This is a genomic window from Mycobacterium attenuatum (assembly GCF_900566085.1).
Lineage (GTDB): Bacteria > Actinomycetota > Actinomycetes > Mycobacteriales > Mycobacteriaceae > Mycobacterium > Mycobacterium attenuatum.
Window position 1 is genome coordinate 1 of record NZ_UPHT01000162.1, and the last position, 15,562, is coordinate 15,562.

The 15,562-nt window shown below is 64.5% G+C and carries 16 protein-coding genes and 1 pseudogene; 10 read left to right on the forward strand and 7 right to left on the reverse strand.

The genetic code is table 11. The features are described from left to right. From EET13_RS25740 to EET13_RS25755, 4 genes are all read right to left on the reverse strand, one after another. Positions 1–555: PE family protein (locus EET13_RS25740; RefSeq protein ID WP_136623255.1), on the reverse strand; the 555-nt coding region annotated here is incomplete at its 3' end. A 154-nt stretch (positions 556–709) separates the two neighbouring features. Then, a complete protein-coding gene (locus tag EET13_RS25745; RefSeq protein WP_122444909.1) occupies positions 710–1,375 on the reverse strand; it encodes a hypothetical protein in 666 nt (221 codons plus the stop codon). 66 nt (positions 1,376–1,441) lie between these two features. Next, positions 1,442–2,347: an SDR family oxidoreductase gene (locus tag EET13_RS25750; RefSeq protein WP_122444910.1), complete on the reverse strand. Its 906-nt coding sequence runs from the start codon at positions 2,345–2,347 to the stop codon at positions 1,442–1,444. 20 nt (positions 2,348–2,367) lie between these two features. Beyond that, positions 2,368–3,135 carry an SDR family oxidoreductase gene (locus EET13_RS25755; protein WP_122444923.1) on the reverse strand — a complete coding sequence of 256 codons (768 nt, stop codon included), beginning with the start codon at positions 3,133–3,135 and terminating at the stop codon, positions 2,368–2,370. An 85-nt stretch (positions 3,136–3,220) separates the two neighbouring features. Here EET13_RS25755 and echA20 point away from each other — a divergent pair, with 85 nt between their 5' ends. From echA20 to EET13_RS25790, 7 genes are all read left to right on the forward strand, one after another. Beyond that, positions 3,221–3,964, forward strand: coding sequence for a (7aS)-7a-methyl-1,5-dioxo-2,3,5,6,7,7a-hexahydro-1H-indene-carboxyl-CoA hydrolase (gene echA20 / locus EET13_RS25760; protein WP_122444911.1), 744 nt, complete (start codon positions 3,221–3,223; stop codon positions 3,962–3,964). Then, positions 3,961–4,842 carry a cholesterol ring-cleaving hydrolase subunit IpdA gene (ipdA, locus tag EET13_RS25765; protein ID WP_122444912.1) on the forward strand — a complete coding sequence of 294 codons (882 nt, stop codon included), beginning with the start codon at positions 3,961–3,963 and terminating at the stop codon, positions 4,840–4,842. Before echA20 ends, ipdA begins: the two co-directional genes overlap by 4 nt. Further along, positions 4,839–5,591, forward strand: coding sequence for a cholesterol ring-cleaving hydrolase subunit IpdB (ipdB, locus tag EET13_RS25770; protein ID WP_122444913.1), 753 nt, complete (start codon positions 4,839–4,841; stop codon positions 5,589–5,591). Before ipdA ends, ipdB begins: the two co-directional genes overlap by 4 nt. After that, positions 5,588–6,658 (forward strand): (3aS,4S,5R,7aS)-5-hydroxy-7a-methyl-1-oxo-octahydro-1H-indene-4-carboxyl-CoA dehydrogenase, encoded by a 1,071-nt coding sequence (ipdC, locus tag EET13_RS25775; RefSeq protein WP_122444914.1) that lies wholly within the window; start codon positions 5,588–5,590, stop codon positions 6,656–6,658. The genes ipdB and ipdC overlap by 4 nt, the downstream gene beginning before the upstream one ends. A gap of 288 nt (positions 6,659–6,946) precedes the next feature. Next, entirely contained in the window at positions 6,947–7,324 is a 378-nt protein-coding gene (locus EET13_RS25780; protein ID WP_122498433.1) for a DUF4190 domain-containing protein, read from the forward strand. A gap of 304 nt (positions 7,325–7,628) precedes the next feature. Further along, the gene (locus EET13_RS25785; protein WP_122444916.1) at positions 7,629–8,267 is read left to right on the forward strand and encodes an NAD(P)-dependent oxidoreductase; all 639 of its coding nucleotides are present in this window, start codon (positions 7,629–7,631) and stop codon (positions 8,265–8,267) included. Positions 8,268–8,285: 18 nt separating this feature from the next. After that, a complete protein-coding gene (locus EET13_RS25790; protein ID WP_122444917.1) occupies positions 8,286–8,642 on the forward strand; it encodes a DoxX family protein in 357 nt (118 codons plus the stop codon). A 94-nt stretch (positions 8,643–8,736) separates the two neighbouring features. On the opposite strand, the gene EET13_RS25795 is transcribed toward EET13_RS25790, so the two are convergent. Continuing rightward, complete coding sequence (locus EET13_RS25795; RefSeq protein WP_136623256.1) at positions 8,737–9,513, reverse strand: hypothetical protein; 777 nt, start codon at positions 9,511–9,513, stop codon at positions 8,737–8,739. A gap of 240 nt (positions 9,514–9,753) precedes the next feature. On the opposite strand from EET13_RS25795, the gene EET13_RS25800 reads away from it, so the two are divergent. Together EET13_RS25800 and EET13_RS25805 are read left to right on the forward strand one after the other, a co-directional pair. After that, on the forward strand, positions 9,754–11,787 hold the full coding sequence (locus EET13_RS25800) for a fatty acid desaturase (protein WP_122444919.1): 2,034 nt from the start codon (positions 9,754–9,756) through the stop codon (positions 11,785–11,787). A gap of 165 nt (positions 11,788–11,952) precedes the next feature. Next, positions 11,953–13,023 (forward strand): annotated as a pseudogene (locus tag EET13_RS25805) (PPE family protein); the annotation flags it as partial. A gap of 279 nt (positions 13,024–13,302) precedes the next feature. Here EET13_RS25805 and fadA6 read toward each other — a convergent pair. Then, positions 13,303–14,463 (reverse strand): steroid 3-ketoacyl-CoA thiolase FadA6, encoded by a 1,161-nt coding sequence (gene fadA6, locus EET13_RS25810; protein WP_122444921.1) that lies wholly within the window; start codon positions 14,461–14,463, stop codon positions 13,303–13,305. A gap of 3 nt (positions 14,464–14,466) precedes the next feature. After that, positions 14,467–15,075: a TetR family transcriptional regulator KstR2 gene (kstR2, locus tag EET13_RS25815; RefSeq protein ID WP_122444922.1), complete on the reverse strand. Its 609-nt coding sequence runs from the start codon at positions 15,073–15,075 to the stop codon at positions 14,467–14,469. Positions 15,076–15,435: 360 nt separating this feature from the next. Between kstR2 and EET13_RS25820 the strand changes: the two genes are divergently transcribed. After that, positions 15,436–15,562, forward strand: a 127-nt coding sequence (locus tag EET13_RS25820) for a PE domain-containing protein (RefSeq protein WP_122442004.1), incomplete at its 3' end; no start/stop codon positions are given.

Genomic DNA, 15,562 nt, shown 5'->3' on the forward strand with positions numbered 1-15,562 from the left:
ACCGGCAAACGATGAGCTGCCGCCGGCCCCACCGGCCCCGCCCGATCCCAGTAATCCGGCAGCGCCGCCCGCACCGCCCGAGCCCCCGGGCGTGGAAGCCGTTGCGGGCGAACCGGAGCCACCCGAGCCGCCGTCACCGAGCAACCAGCCGCCCGGCGCCCCGTTGGCCCCGGTGCCCGGAGCGCCGTTGGCGCCGTTGCCGATCAGCGGGCGCCCCGTCAGCGCCTGGACCGGCCCGTTGACGGCGGCAAACAGTTGCGCCAGGGGCGAAGCGTTGGCCGCTTCGGCACCGGCATAGGCCGCCGCGCCCGCCGTCAACGCTTGCAGGAACTGCTGGTGAAACGCCGCCGCCTGCGCGCTCACCACCTGGTAAGTCTGGGCGTGGCTGGAAAACAGGGCCGCGATGGCCGCCGAGACCTCATCCTCGGCCGCCGCCAAGATCCCCGTGGTACGAGCCGCCGCGGACACATCCGCGGCATTGAGCGTCGAAGCGATACTCGCCAGATCCGTTGCCGCCGAATTCAAGATCTCGGGCACTGCGATCAAGGTTGACATCTGACACCTCCCGATGGGTCATGACATCACAGCTGGTGCCCGAGCACCGGCGACATGATCGGTAAAGACGCACCGTATCGCGGCCGAAAGCAGCATGTCCTGGACTTCGCCAGGATTCTCCGGCGTCTCGTAGCTACGGCAAGCCGCGAACAATTCAGTAGGTGAGTCCGGCCATCAATGGGAGCAACGCCAGCGGCGAAGCGAGCGTTGTCCCGGTCACCGGCAGGAGCGTATAGCGTGTCACCCGACGTAACCCCAGATGCTGACTCTGCTTGTAGGCCGCTGAATTGATCGCTTCCCGCGGGAACAACAACGACTCGAGAAGGTCCGGTCTGAGCGACGGTCCCGGCTCGCCGCCCACCAACTGGCCCAGCACAACAGCTGCATCATCGAGCACCGGCCACGGCCCATCGCCGTCGCAGACCAGCTGAGCGAGAACACTGTCGTCCGACCCGAACACGCTCACCTCATCCTTCTTGCGGACGGTCTTGGCGATTTGCCGTTGGTCGGGATCACTGACGGTCACCGAAGCCAGCTTCTCGTTGATCGAGCTGATCCGAGCCAAAAGCGTGCCGCCGGCGCCGCGCACCTCGACGTGGATGTCATTGCCAACGTCCATGCCCGTCAAAGTCACGAGCTTCCAGAACCTCTGTGCCGCTTTACCGCCGCTGTGCACTCGGGCGGTACGAGCCAGCACAACGTTGTCGGTCCCACGGATTTCCCACCGGTGGCCCAGCGGGGAGGCGCCGGCGCAAAAGACCGCCGAGATGCCGCTGGGGGTAGCCAACTCGTCGAGCGATCGTGCCACGGGTTCATCCATGCGAAGCAAAATAGCGCGAGCCAGAAACATGCACCGGCAACGGACGGTAAGAACTCCGGGCGCTCGTCAGGCCCCGTAAACCGGAACCGGCGGCCGTGCCTTCGCCAGCAGATCGGCGATGACGGGCCCCAATTCGGCGGGATCCCACCGCTCGCCCTTGTCGACCTGCGGGCCGTGCGCCCAGCCCTCGGCCACCCGGATGATGCCGCCCTCGACCTCGAACACCCGTCCGGTGACGTCTCGGGATTCACTGCTGCCCAGCCACACGACCAGCGGGGAAATGTTCTCCGGAGCCATCGCGTCGAATCCGTGCTCGGGCTTGGCCATCATCTGGGCAAAGACGGTCTCGGTCATGCGCGTGCGGGCCGACGGCGCGATCGCGTTGGCGGTGACGCCATAGCGGCCCAATTCTGCGGCGGCGACCAGCGTCAGGGCCGCGATGCCGGCTTTGGCGGCGCTGTAGTTGCCCTGCCCGACGCTGCCCTGCAACCCCGCACCGGAGCTGGTGTTGATGATCCGCGCCGCAACGCTTTTCCCCTCCTTGGCCAGACCCCGCCAATACGCCCCGGCGTGGCGCATCATGGCGAAATGGCCCTTGAGGTGCACGGCGACGACGGCGTCGAACTCGTCTTCGCTGGTATTGGCGATCATCCGGTCGCGCACTATGCCGGCGTTGTTGACCAGCACGTCCAGGCCGCCGAACATGTCTACGGCGGTCGCGATCAAGTGGGCCGCTTGGTTCCAGTCGGAGACGTCGGATCCATTAGCGACGGCTTGTCCACCGGCCGCGGTGATTTCGTCGACCACACCCTGGGCAGCGCTGCCGCCACCGGCGGGCGATCCGTCCAGCCCCACTCCGACGTCGTTGACCACGACGCGCGCACCTTCGGCCGCAAAAGCCAGCGCGTGCGCACGACCGATACCACCGCCCGCTCCGGTGACGACGACGACACGGCCATCCAGCAAGCCCATACCCTGTGCTCCTTGACTAGTTACTTGTTGGCGCTCGAAGCGGCCAGATATGGCGGCGGCTCGCCGCCGCCATGCACCTCCAGTGTGGCCCCGCTGATATAGGAAGCTATATCGGAGGCTAAAAACGCTGTGGCCCAACCGATATCGGTAGGCTGTGCCAGCCGGCCCAGCGGAACGGTCGCCGCGACGCGGGCCACCGACTCAGCGTCGCCGTAGAACAATTCGGATTGTTCGGTCTCCACCATGCCGACCACCACCGCGTTGACCCGGACCTTGGGCGCCCATTCCACCGCCAAAGTGGCAGTGACGTTTTCGAGCCCAGCCTTAGCCGCACCGTATGCCGCCGTTCCCGGGGTGGGACGACGCCCACTGACGCTGCAGATGTTGACGATTGACCCGCCGCGATCCTGTTTTTGCATCATCGCGTTCGCATGCTGTGAAACCAGCAGCGGTGCAAGCACATTGAGCTCGACAATCTTGCGGTGAAAATTGTGGGTCGCCTCGGCCACCAATGCATACGGTGATCCGCCCGCATTGTTGACCAACACGTCAAGCCGGCCGTGCCGATCGGCGATGGCGCCCACCAGGCGACGGACCGACTCCTCGTCGCGGACATCGCAGGCATGGAACTCGTGCGGCGACGTCTCGGCAGGCCGCCGTGCGCAGGTGATCACTGTCGCACCCTGTTCGGCGAACACGATGCTGACGCCGGCGCCTACCCCGCGAACGCCGCCGGTCACCAACACCACCCGCCCAGCCAACCCCAGGTTGATGGCTTCTCTCGCCAGCGGGCCTCCTTCGGTACGGGTCACTGTGCTAGCGTACCAAGCAAGTGCTTGCTCAGGTACCGGGGTCCGCGACAGGAAGTGCCAATTGCCAATCACAGCCACCACCGTTGAGCCGGGCGTCGTTGCGGTCACCGTCGACTACCCGCCCGTCAACGCCATACCGTCACGCGGCTGGTTCGAACTCGCCGAGGCAATCACGGCAGCCGGAGCGAATCGCGACACCCGCGCGGTGATCCTGCGGGCCGAGGGCCGCGGCTTCAACGCCGGTGTGGACATCAAGGAAATGCAGCGCACGGAAGGGTTTACGGCGCTGATCGACGCCAACCGCGGCTGCTTCGCCGCCTTCCGCGCAGTCTACGAGTGCGCGGTGCCGGTGATCGCCGCTGTGAACGGATTCTGCGTGGGCGGCGGCATCGGCCTGGTCGGCAACTCCGATGTCATCGTCGCCTCTGACGACGCGACCTTCGGGTTGCCGGAGGTGGAACGCGGCGCCCTCGGCGCGGCCACCCACCTGTCGCGGCTGGTGCCGCAACACATGATGCGCCGGCTGTTCTTCACCGCAGCCACCGTGGACGCCGCGACGTTGCATCATTTCGGTTCGGTGCACGAGGTAGTGCCGCGTGCCGAACTCGACGAGGCGGCCCTGCGGGTGGCCCGTGACATCGCCGCCAAGGACACCCGAGTCATTCGCGCCGCCAAGGAAGCGCTCAATTTCATTGACTTGCAACGGGTCAACTCGAGTTATCGCATGGAGCAAGGCTTTACCTTCGAGCTCAACCTGGCGGGGGTGTCCGACGAGCACCGTGACGCGTTCGTCAAGAAGTCATGAGCGACAAGCGAACCACCCTCGACGAAGCCGTCGCACAGTTGCGCAGCGGCATGACCATCGGCATCGCCGGCTGGGGATCGCGGCGCAAACCCATGGCTTTCGTGCGCGCCATCCTGCGCAGCGATGTCACCGACCTCACGGTGGTCACCTACGGCGGGCCCGACCTCGGGCTGCTGTGCTCGGCCGGCAAGGTCAAGCGGGTCTACTACGGATTCGTGTCCCTGGATTCGCCGCCGTTCTACGACCCCTGGTTTGCCAAGGCCCGGACCAGCGGAGCCATCGAGGCGCGGGAAATGGATGAGGGCATGTTGCGCTGCGGGCTGCAAGCTGCCGCACAGCGCCTGCCGTTCCTGCCCGTCCGGGCCGGTCTGGGCAGCTCGGTTTTGGACTTCTGGGAAAGCGAGCTGACCACGGTGACCAGCCCCTACCCGGCGCCGGACGGCGGATACGAGACGCTGATCGCCATGCCGGCCCTGCGTCTGGATGCCGCGTTTGCCCACCTCAATCTCGGTGACTGCCAAGGCAATGCCGGCTACACCGGCATCGACCCCTACTTCGACGACCTGTTCTTGATGGCCGCCGAAAAGCGGTTCCTGTCGGTGGAGCGCATCGTGTCCACCGACGAGCTGGTCAAAACGGTACCGCCACAGGCACTGCTCGTGAACCGGATGATGGTCGACGCGGTCGTGGAGGCACCCGGTGGCGCCCACTTCACCACCGCCGCACCGGATTACGCCCGCGACGAGAAATTCCAGCGGCACTATGTCCAAGCGGCATCAACCGAAGACGGCTGGCGGGATTTCGTTGAACAATATCTGTCCGGCACCGAAGCCGACTATCAGGCCGCCGTGCGCGCGTTCCAGGAGGCCTCGTCATGAGCACCCGAGCCGAGATCTGCGCCGTCGCATGCGCCGAATTGTTCCGGGACGCCGGCGAAATCATGATCAGCCCGATGACGACCATGGCGTCGGTCGGAGCCCGGCTGGCGCGCCTGAGTTTCTCCCCAGACATTCTGCTGACCGACGGTGAAGCCCGGCTGTTGGCGGACACACCGGCGCTGGGGGCGGCGGGGGCCCCAGTCAAAATCGAAGGCTGGATGCCGTTCGGTCGCGTTTTCGAGACGCTCGCCTGGGGGCGGCGCCATGTCGTGATGGGCGCCAATCAGGTCGACCGCTTTGGCAATCAGAATCTTTCGGCGTTCGGGCCGCTGCAGCACCCGACACGGCAGATGTTCGGTGTGCGGGGTGCTCCGGGCAACTCCGTCAACCATGCCACCAGCTACTGGATCGGCAACCATTCCAAGCGGGTTTTCGTCAATGCGGTCGATGTGGTGTGCGGTATCGGCTACGACAAGATCGACCCAACAAACCCCGCATATCGGTTCGCCAACGTCTACCGTGTGGTGTCCAACCTCGGCGTGTTCGACTTCGGCGGCCCCGACCACACGATGCGCGCGGCTTCTCTGCACCCCGGGGTAGCACCCGACGACGTGCGCGACGCCACTTCCTTCGAGGTGCACGGACTCGACGAAGCCGGCGAAACCCGGCTGCCCACCGATGACGAACTGCGCCTGATTCGCGAGGTCATAGACCCGAAGTCGCTGCGCGACAAAGAGATCAGATCGTGAGGTTGCGTACCCCGCTGACCGATCTGGTGGGCGTCGAACATCCGGTGGTGCAGACCGGCATGGGCTGGGTGGCAGGTGCCCGGCTGGTGTCCGCCACGGCCAACGCCGGGGGGCTGGGCATCTTGGCGTCGGCCACCATGACCCTGGACGAGTTGGCGACGGCCATCGGCAAGGTTAAGGCAGCCACCGACAAGCCGTTCGGTGTCAACATCCGCGCCGACGCGGCAGACGCGCCGGACCGCGTCGAGTTGATGATCCGCGAGGGCGTCAAGGTTGCCTCCTTCGCCCTGGCACCCAAGCCCGAGTTGATCGCCCGGCTGAAAGAAGCTGGCGCGGTGGTTATTCCGTCGATCGGCGCGGCCAAACATGCCCGCAAAGTTGCGGCGTGGGGCGCCGACGCGATGATCGTGCAGGGCGGCGAAGGTGGCGGTCACACCGGGCCGGTGGCGACCACGCTGCTGCTGCCGTCGGTGCTCGACGCCGTCAAGGATGCCGGTATCCCGGTGATCGCCGCGGGGGGATTCTTCGACGGACGCGGCCTCGCCGCGGCACTGGCCTACGGCGCGGCCGGCGTGGCAATGGGGACCAGGTTTCTGCTGACGTCGGATTCCACCGTCCCAGACGCGGTGAAACAGCGTTATCTTCAGGCTGCACTGGACGGCACCGTCGTCACCACCCGCGTCGACGGCATGCCGCACCGGGTGCTGCGCACCGGTCTGGTCGAGAAGCTGGAAAGCGGGTCGCGGGTAAGGGGTTTCACTGCAGCGGTGCGCAACGCCGCCAGATTCAAGAAGCTGTCGCAGATGAGCTGGCGGTCGATGATGCGCGACGGCTTAGCCATGCGCCACGGCAAGGAACTGACCTGGTCCCAGGTGGTGATGGCGGCCAACACCCCGATGCTGCTCAAGGCCGGCCTGGTCGACGGCAACACCGAAGCGGGAGTGCTGGCTTCCGGCCAGGTGGCGGGGATTCTCGACGATTTGCCGTCGTGCGCCGAATTGATCGAGACGATCGTGCGTGACGCCGTCGCACATCTGCGGACAGCGTCGGCGTTGGCGGCGGATTAGGCCAATTTCGCTGTTCTGGTGCCGGTCTCGCCGGGCTGGCCGACACGATCGCCGATCACCAACAACCCCGGTGGCACCGTCATCCCGAGCGTCCATACGCGCCTCTCCGAGCGCGGTCAACGGGGCAAGTGTGCGCTAAACGGGCAGCCGTGTATCCGCATCGCGGCTGCGACCAATCGCCGTCGCCATGCGTTGGTGTCAAGAATCCGTTGAGGAACCGCCGAGGGCCGGGCTCGAAACTTGCGTCACCGAAGCGTGTGTCACCCCCACAACGAAAGAGACGCAGAAATGGTCCACAACCCCTATTACCAGCCCAATGCCGCCGCCGTGGCGCCCCAAGCACCGCGCCCACGTCAATCGACCAACGGCCTCGCTGTCGCGGCGATAATCGTCTCATTGGCGGGTGCTCTGCCCTTTACCCTTCTAGGGTTGCTGATCTATATGTTCACTTGGGCGATCGTGCCAGCGTTTGTACTGTCAGCGACCGGTATCGTCGCGGGCTCCGTCGCCCTCACCCTGCTCAGGCGCAACTCGCAGAGCGGTCGAGGGATGGCGTTCACCGCAATCGTCGTAAGCACCATCTGCCTAGTCGGCGGATTGATCCGCGACATCCTTGCTTTTGCAAGCGATCAGGGCCAGCTGCTGTCACAGCTTGGGCTCTCGTAGCGGCTACGCCGAACAGGTCCGAGCGCCGGACGATGTTCTCCAATCGCCGAATGCCGCCGTAGACCCCCGTCACGGGCGGCCGCGACGGTGACACGCGGCCAAGCCCAGCGCGGTCACCAGTTGAACCCGCCCGACCGTTGGCCACAAAGACAACGACATTCGCCAAACCGCCAAACTATATGCACCTTGTTTGATCGTCACTGTAAGTGATAATCTTCTTTTGTGGCGATAGTCTCGGTGCCGTGGCCACATGTAGATCGTTGCCGTCCCGCGTGCATCACGAACCATAGTCCTAGGAGGCCGGATGAAGATCACCGTTTTTGGCGCCACCGGCGGAGTTGGCAAACATCTTGTAGCACAAGCGCTCCAGCGTGGTCACGCCGTAAGTGCGGTGGTCCGCGATCCCGCCAGACTGCCGATCAGCAGCCCGGCGCTGACGGTCACCACCGTTTCGGGGCTCGAAGACCCCAATCGTCTGCGGCCGGCACTGCAGGGAAGCGACGCGGTGCTCTCGGCCGTGGGCCCGAGCGGCCGAAAAGGCGCCGCGGTCGCCGGCCCCGGTACTGCCAGCATCGTGCGCGCCATGCAAGCCACCGGCACAGAACGACTCGTCGCGGTCAGTGCGGCACCGATCGGACCGGTACCACCCGGGGAAAGCCTGCTCACTCGGCGGCTGATCCTGCCAGTCCTCACCACGGTGCTGCATAACGTCTACAACGACCTTGCCGAGATGGAAGCCGAACTTGAGCGCAGCCACATCGCCTGGACCGTCGTGCGGCCACCAAAACTCACCAATAGGCCGCTCACCGGTATCTATCGAACGACGTTAGGCGGCAACGTGCCTCGCGGCTCGGCGATATCCCGCGCCGACGTCGCGCATCTGATGCTGACCGCACTGAATCAACCCGCGGCGGTCAGACAGGCCATCGGCATCGCGTACTAGCAGAACGGAGCTCCCGCCATGACACCCTATGTCGCCCTCACACTGAGCGCCGTTGCGGCAAATGGCTTTTCCGGCATAGCCGCACTGCTTCACTTCAAGCCGATACTTCCCGGCATGGCCAGAGCCGGCGTCCCCGAGTCGTGGCTCACCTTCCCCATCGGCACGCTGAAGACCGCCGGTGCACTCGGCCTGGCGGTTGGCCTGGCCGGCCTACCGATGGTCGGAGTCGCGGCAGCCGTCGGACTGGTGCTGTTCTTCGTGTGCGCCATCTATACACACATCCTTGCCCGCGATTGCAGCCCCCAGTTCGCGCTCGCCATCGGTTTCTTGACACTCAACGCCGCGTCATTAGCCGTGGTGCTCAACGTAGCTTGAATCGTGGCGACATCAGCGGGAAGCGTCGGTGTTTTCCCGGCGATGTGCGCCACGACGAGGCCCGACCAGGTAAATAGGGGCGCGCCGGTGGCGTTCAGTGCGGCAGCAGCACAACCGAAATCCGTGGTGCGACCAGCCGGGCGACGGCCATGCGAGTATCGAGCCACTTCGCATCCAACTTGTTACCCAAGTCGACTTCGAAACCGTGTTCCTGGTCCAGCCGCACGAAAAGTGCTAAACCACAATCGAATCCCTCGATCCCGAGACCCGACACCGGGGTACGTTGATTGCCCAGGCAGTCCACCTTGGCCGCATGGTCCAGGTCAGCGCGCCGGTAGAAGATGAAAATATCCGGGGTGCGGCCGCTACCCCGGGGGTCGGTGACGGCCTCGTAAAGACAGCCGGTTCCCACGGCGGTCCGCTGCCCCTTTTCAACCTCGTACCCGAGCGCCTGCTTGATCTCCGACGCGGTCGCAAACGAACACGGGTCAGGGCTGCTGGGTGGCGAAACGCCGCCCGTGCTCAAACTGGGCCGGCCGGACTCGGTCGTTTCTCCCGAATCGGCCAAGCTTCCCAACGACAAGAGCACCCCCGACACCATGAGCACGGCGCCCACAGCGACGAAGGCGATACCAGCGGACGGCCGCCGCGGCTTGGGCGTCGGACCGGCCGTCAAAGCTGGTCTGCCGGAGCCGGATTCGGCCGAATCGGTTGTGAACCTGGGCTCGCCGGCCGGTAGCCGACGTGCGGACCGGCGCCGCAGTCCGGCCACCAGTAAGACAACACCGACAGTGAACAGCATCGCCGGAAAGATGAGAAGCTCTACGACATTCGCTGCTCCGGAATCGGCGGCAAACTCCTTGACGATCATGTCCATCCCCTACGAGGACGCAGTGGCTGAAGATGCTTCGGTGCGACGACGCCCCTGTTGTTCCCGAACCTCAACTCTATTGGGTAGGGAGTCGCTGTTGAAAGGTCCAGACACCGGCCGAAGGTCATCCGCTCACCCAGCGCTAGCAGGGCAAACGGTGGCTCACCAGCGGCCGTGAACCACCGCCGCGCGGCGACGCCGGTGGAGTAGTTGACGCGTGTCGAGTACGCTTCTTCAGCTATGTCGACCATCGGCACCGTAGACCAAGCGGCTCCGGACTCGTCCGCACACCATGCCCTGCCCGATCCCGGAGAGTCGGTACCCAAGCTCGCGCTACCAACCGTCGGGATCTTCCTAGGCGCGTTGACCGCGTTCGTGTTGTCGACGGTCGGCTACACCAACGGATGGTTGCCGTTCTGGGTGACGATTCCGATCAATGCCTCGGTGACCTTCGTCATGTTCACCGTCGTGCATGACGCGTCGCACTATTCGATCAGCTCGACGCGCTGGGTCAACGGCGTGTTCGGACGGCTGGCGTGGCTTTTTGTCGGGCCGGTGGTCGCTTTCCCCTCGTTCGGATACATCCACATCCAGCACCACCGGCACTCCAACGACGACGAGCAGGACCCCGACACTTTCGCCTCGCACGGCTCACCTTGGCTGCTGCCGCTGCGCTGGCCGATGGTCGAATACTTCTACCTCAAGTACTACCTGCCCCGCGCCCGCAGCCGGCCCGTCGCCGAAGTCGCAGAGACGCTGGTGATGTTCGCCTTGAGCATGATCGGGCTCGCCGTCGCCATCGCCACCGGAAATTTCTGGACGCTGCTGGTCGTCTTCCTCGTCCCGCAACGCATCGGCCTCACCGTGTTGGCGTGGTGGTTCGACTGGCTACCCCACCACGGGCTCGAGGACACCCAGCGCACCAACCGCTACCGCGCGACCCGCAATCGCGTCGGTGCGGAGTGGTTGTTCACTCCGGTGCTGTTGTCGCAGAACTACCACTTGGTGCACCACCTGCACCCGTCGGTGCCGTTCTACCGGTATCTGCGGACCTGGAAGCGCAACGAAGAGGCCTACCTGGAGCGCAATGCCGCAATCTCGACAGTCTTTGGCCAGCAACTGAATCCGGACGAATTCCGCGAGTGGAAACAACTCAACGGCCGGCTCGCCAAGCTGTTACCGGTGCGGATGCCGGCACGGTCCAGCTCGCCGCACGCGGTGCTGCACCGCATCCCGGTCGCCTCGGTTGACCCCATTACCGCCGACAGCACCCTGGTGACTTTCGCGGTACCCGAAGCGCTGCAGGACGCGTTCCGCTTCGAACCGGGCCAGCACGTGACGGTGCGTACCGATTCGGTCGGCCAAGAAGGCGGGCAAGGCATTCGGCGCAACTACTCGATCTGCGCTCCGGCCACTCGGGCTCAGTTGCGGATCGCCGTGAAAAACATTCCCGGCGGGGCATTTTCGACGTTCGTGGCCAACGATCTCAAGGCCGGCGACGTTCTCGAGCTGATGACTCCGACCGGCCGGTTCGGCACCCCGCTGCACCCGCTGAACCGCAAGCATTATGTGGGTCTGGTGGCCGGCAGCGGGATCACCCCGGTGCTGTCGATCCTGGCGACGACGCTGGAGATCGAGACCGAAAGCCGGTTCACGCTGATCTACGGCAACCGCACCAGGGAATCGACGATGTTCCGCGCCGAGCTCGACCGCCTGGAGTCCCGCTATGCCGACCGGCTGGAGGTCCTGCATGTGCTGTCCGGCGAGCCGTTGCACACTCCCGAGCTGCGCGGCCGCATCGACACCGAAAAGCTCAACAGGTGGCTGATCACCAGCCTGCAACCGGACGGCGTGGACGAGTGGTTCATCTGCGGCCCTATGGAAATGACCGTCGCGGTCCGCGAGTCGTTGATCGAGCACTGCGTGGACCCCGAGCACGTTCATTTCGAGTTGTTCTACGGCTACGACACCTCCCCGGCCGCCGAACGCTCGTATGACGCTGCGACCGTCACCTTCACGCTGTCGGGGCAAACGGCGACATTCGACCTGGTGCCGGGTGATTCGATTCTCGAAGGGGCGCTGCAGGTCCGCGACGATGCGCCGTACGCGTGCATGGGCGGCGCTTGCGGAACCTGCCGTGCCAAGCTGATCGACGGCAACGTGGAGATGGACCACAACTTCGCTCTCGGCCAAGCCGAGCTGGACGCCGGTTACATCTTGACCTGCCAGTCGCATCCGACGACACCATTCGTGGCCGTCGACTACGACGGCTAGGTTTCCTTTCCGCAGCCCTCGCCGGCTGTGAATCTAGCCTTGACCCCCGGTCATGAATGACGATTTTGGCCAAAACCCGGAGTAGGGCTCGACGTCGTCGTAGCCTTAATGACAATGGGCCAGCCCCACTATGACGAATCACTTTGAGTGTGGAGGTCAACGGTCATGAATTTCATGGTATTGCCACCGGAGATCAATTCCTTGCGTATGTTCAGCGGCGCCGGTTCAGGACCGATGCTCGAGGCCGCGGCCGCATGGACCGGACTTGCCGACGAGCTGGGGTGCGCGGCAAAGGCGTTTTCGTCGGTGACCTCGGGACTGGCGTGTCAGGCGTGGCAGGGTCCGGCGGCGCAGGCGATGGCGGCTGCGGCGGCGCCGTATGCGAGCTGGCTGAACGCAGCCTCGGCCCAAGCGGCGAATGCCGCTGGACAGGCACAGGCGGTGGTCTGTGCATTTGAGTCGGCACTGGCGGCCACCATCCATCCGCTCGCGGTGGCGGCCAACCGCAACACATTCGTGCGCCTGGTGATGTCGAACCTGTTTGGCTTCAACGCGCCGGCTATCGCGACGGCCGAATGCCAGTACGAGGAGATGTGGGCTCAGGACGTCGCGGCGATGGTGGGATACCACGGTGGAGTGTCGGCAGCGGCTGCGCAGTTGGCGTCGCCTGCACAAGCGTTGCAGAACCTGCCCGCGGCAGCGGCGAAAGCGGCGGCGGACCTCGGTTTCGGCAATCTCGGCTTCGACAACATCGGCTTCTTCAACTCCGGCACCGGAAACTTCGGCTTTTTCAACAACGGCCAGCACAACGTCGGCGCTTACAACAAGGGCGACAACAACATCGGCGTGGGTAACAACACCCCGGACAAAGGCTACTGCGCGCCCAACGGCCAAAGATATGACGCCAAGACAACCTTCGACGGAAACTTCGGCGCGGGCAACTTCGGCCACGGCAACGTCGGCGCCTTCAACAACGGCGTCGGCAACTCGGGCATCGGCAACGTGGGCGACGGCAATGGAGGCTTGCTGGGGCTCATTAGCGGGTGGAATACCGGCAACAGCAACGCGGGCTTTCTCAACATCGGTAGCAACGACATGGGCCTCAGCAACTACGGGAACAGCAACGTCGGCTTCAACAACCAGGGGAACGGAAACATCGGCGGCTTCAACCTGGGGGACCAAAACATCGGCTACGGAATCACCGGCGACAACATGGTGGGTATCGGCATCCCAGGCACCGGCGTCCAGTTCGCCTTTCCCCGCTGATTTCACCCGGCACATGCGGATCTGTTCGTAAGCTTTCTCGCCGGATGACAGCATCCGGTGCCGGTGATAAACCGCCTTCCTGTCGGCTGCTAGGCGCACTACCCGATTTCCTGAACCGACATGGAGCCCGGCCACGGATAGCGGTGGCGTTGAAAGGTGTTGGTGCAGGCGATGGATTACCAGAAGGGGTTTCGCGTTCGGGTGGGCGAGTGCTGAGGCGTCGCGTGGTTCACACTCCCCTGCAACGAACTACAGCCTTTCGATGATCGTCACGTTGGCCGTGCCGCCGCCCTCGCACATCGTCTGCAACCCGTAGCGGCCGCCGATGCGCTCCAGTTCGTTGAGCATGGTGGCGAACAGCTTGGCTCCGGTGGCACCCAGCGGATGCCCGAGCGCGATCGCGCCGCCGTTGGGGTTGACGATCTGCGGGTCGGCCTTAATTTCCTTGAGCCAGGCCAGAACTACCGGCGCGAACGCCTCGTTGATCTCGACGGTCGCGATGTCGTCGATGGAAAGCCCGGCCTTGTCCAGTGCGTAGCGGGTGGCCGGAATCGGTCCGGTGAGCATGAAAACCGGGTCGGCGGCGCGGGCACTGATGTGGTGGATGCGGGCGCGCGGTGTCAGCCCATGGACTTTGACCGCCCGCTCGGAAGCCAGCAAAACCGCGCTGGCGCCGTCGGAAATCTGACTGGCCAGCGCCGCCGTCAACCGGCCGCCCTCGACCAGAGGTTTGAGGCCGGCCATCTTTTCCAGCGACGACTCGCGCGGACCCTCGTCTACCCGAAATGGCCCGGATTCTGTTTCCACAGTGAGAATTTCGTTGTCGAAGCGACCTGCCCGGATCGCGGCGAACGCACGCTCGTGACTGGTCAGCGCATACTGCTCCATCTCTTGGCGGGACAAGTTCCACTTCTCGGCGATCATCTCCGAGCCACGGAATTGGGAGATCTCCTGGTCGCCGTATCGGTGCAGCCATTGCTTGGACTCGTTGGTAGGCGAGGTGAACCCGAACTGCTCGCCCAGCGTCATGGCCGCCGAAATTGGGATCTGGCTCATGTTCTGCACCCCGCCCGCCACGATCAAGTCGGCAGTTCCCGCCATAATCGCCTGCGCACCAAAGGAAATCGCCTGCTGACTGGAACCACACTGCCGGTCCACGGTGACGCCGGGAACCTCTTCTGGATATCCGGCGGCCAGCCATGACAGCCGGGCAATGTTGCCCGCCTGGCCGCCGATGGCGTCAACACAGCCGGCGATGACGTCGTCGACGGCGGCGGGGTCGACGTCGGTCCGGTCGAGTAGCCCGCGCCAGGCCAGCACACCGAGGTCGATGGGATGTATCCCAGCCAGCGCGCCATTGCGCTTGCCGACCGCGGTACGTACCGCGTCGATGACATACGCCTCGGGCATGGTTCAGATTCCTTTCTGGTTGGCAGTGATCCCGCCAAGCACGATCGCGAGGTACTGCCGCCCCACCTGCTCGGCTGTGAGCGGGCCGCCGGGTTGATACCAGCGCACCGACACCCAGGTGGTGTCACGAATAAAACGGTAGACAAGGTCGACGTCGAGGTCGGGACGGAAGTAGCCCTCCTCGATGCCCTCATTGAGCACGTCCAGCCACATCTTTCGCTGCTGCTTGTTCCGGTCCAAGAGGTAGGCGAACCGGGGCTGACTAGACAGTCGCTGGGCTTCGTCCTGGTAGATGACGACTTGGGCGTGCCGATGCTCGATGGCTTCGAACGACGCCATGAACAGGCCGGTGAGCCGCTCTAACGGATTTGCTTTCGAGTCCAGGATCTGGCTGTACCGGTCAAAAAGCCAGTCCAGGAAGCCGCGCAGCAGATCGTCCACCATCTCCTCCTTGGAAGAGAAGTGGTGGTACAGGCTGCCGGACAGGATGCCGGCGCCATCAGCGATGTCACGGACGGTGGTCGCGCGCAATCCCCGCTCGGCGAACATCGTCGCGGCGAGCTCCAACAATTCGTCTCGCCGACTGTTGGCCTGGCTCGCCTCCCGTTCCACCCCGTCAGGCTATCAACCAAGCGCTTGCTCGGCCAAATGTTCGGCGGGGGTGTTCGTGCGCCATGCCGGTATCACCGGCGTACCGCTGCCCGGCGCGTCTCGGACACCAATGGGCGGTCGGCAGCAGCCAACGAGATAACGGCACGCACCTAACGCGCCCCCGGTGAACCACATCGCCCGATCACCACCGTTAGCCGAGTAAATCCAATCTCGATCGATTTCACCATTAAGCAGGTACCACTCGCTGACTCGATGCTGAAATTCCGACCAAACTTTCAATCAGGTCCCTGTCGTATTTGCGCCGTGATAAGTCTTCTAATGTCGATCGATTGGGCGTGTGCTACTCGGTGGGAGTTCGCAATGTCGTTGGTGGTGGTGCCGGAGGTGTTGGTGGCGGCGGCAGCGGATGTAGCGGGTATTGGGTGGTCGGTGGGGGCGGCTAATGCGGCGGCGTTGGCGCCGACGACGGATTTGTTGGCTGCTGGTG

Bases quoted from the DNA above. Each gene is read 5' to 3' on its own strand.
- EET13_RS25790 (WP_122444917.1), top strand. From the start codon at position 8,286: ATGACACCCTATGTCGCCCTCACACTGAGCGCCGTTGCGGCAAATGGC.
- ipdB (WP_122444913.1), top strand. From the start codon at position 4,839: ATGAGCACCCGAGCCGAGATCTGCGCCGTCGCATGCGCCGAATTGTTC.
- EET13_RS25750 (WP_122444910.1), bottom strand. From the start codon at position 2,347: ATGGGCTTGCTGGATGGCCGTGTCGTCGTCGTCACCGGAGCGGGCGGT.
- EET13_RS25785 (WP_122444916.1), top strand. From the start codon at position 7,629: ATGAAGATCACCGTTTTTGGCGCCACCGGCGGAGTTGGCAAACATCTT.
- EET13_RS25745 (WP_122444909.1), bottom strand. From the start codon at position 1,375: ATGGATGAACCCGTGGCACGATCGCTCGACGAGTTGGCTACCCCCAGC.
- ipdA (WP_122444912.1), top strand. From the start codon at position 3,961: ATGAGCGACAAGCGAACCACCCTCGACGAAGCCGTCGCACAGTTGCGC.
- fadA6 (WP_122444921.1), bottom strand. From the start codon at position 14,463: ATGCCCGAGGCGTATGTCATCGACGCGGTACGTACCGCGGTCGGCAAG.
- EET13_RS25780 (WP_122498433.1), top strand. From the start codon at position 6,947: ATGGTCCACAACCCCTATTACCAGCCCAATGCCGCCGCCGTGGCGCCC.
- EET13_RS25800 (WP_122444919.1), top strand. From the start codon at position 9,754: ATGTCGACCATCGGCACCGTAGACCAAGCGGCTCCGGACTCGTCCGCA.
- EET13_RS25795 (WP_136623256.1), bottom strand. From the start codon at position 9,513: ATGATCGTCAAGGAGTTTGCCGCCGATTCCGGAGCAGCGAATGTCGTA.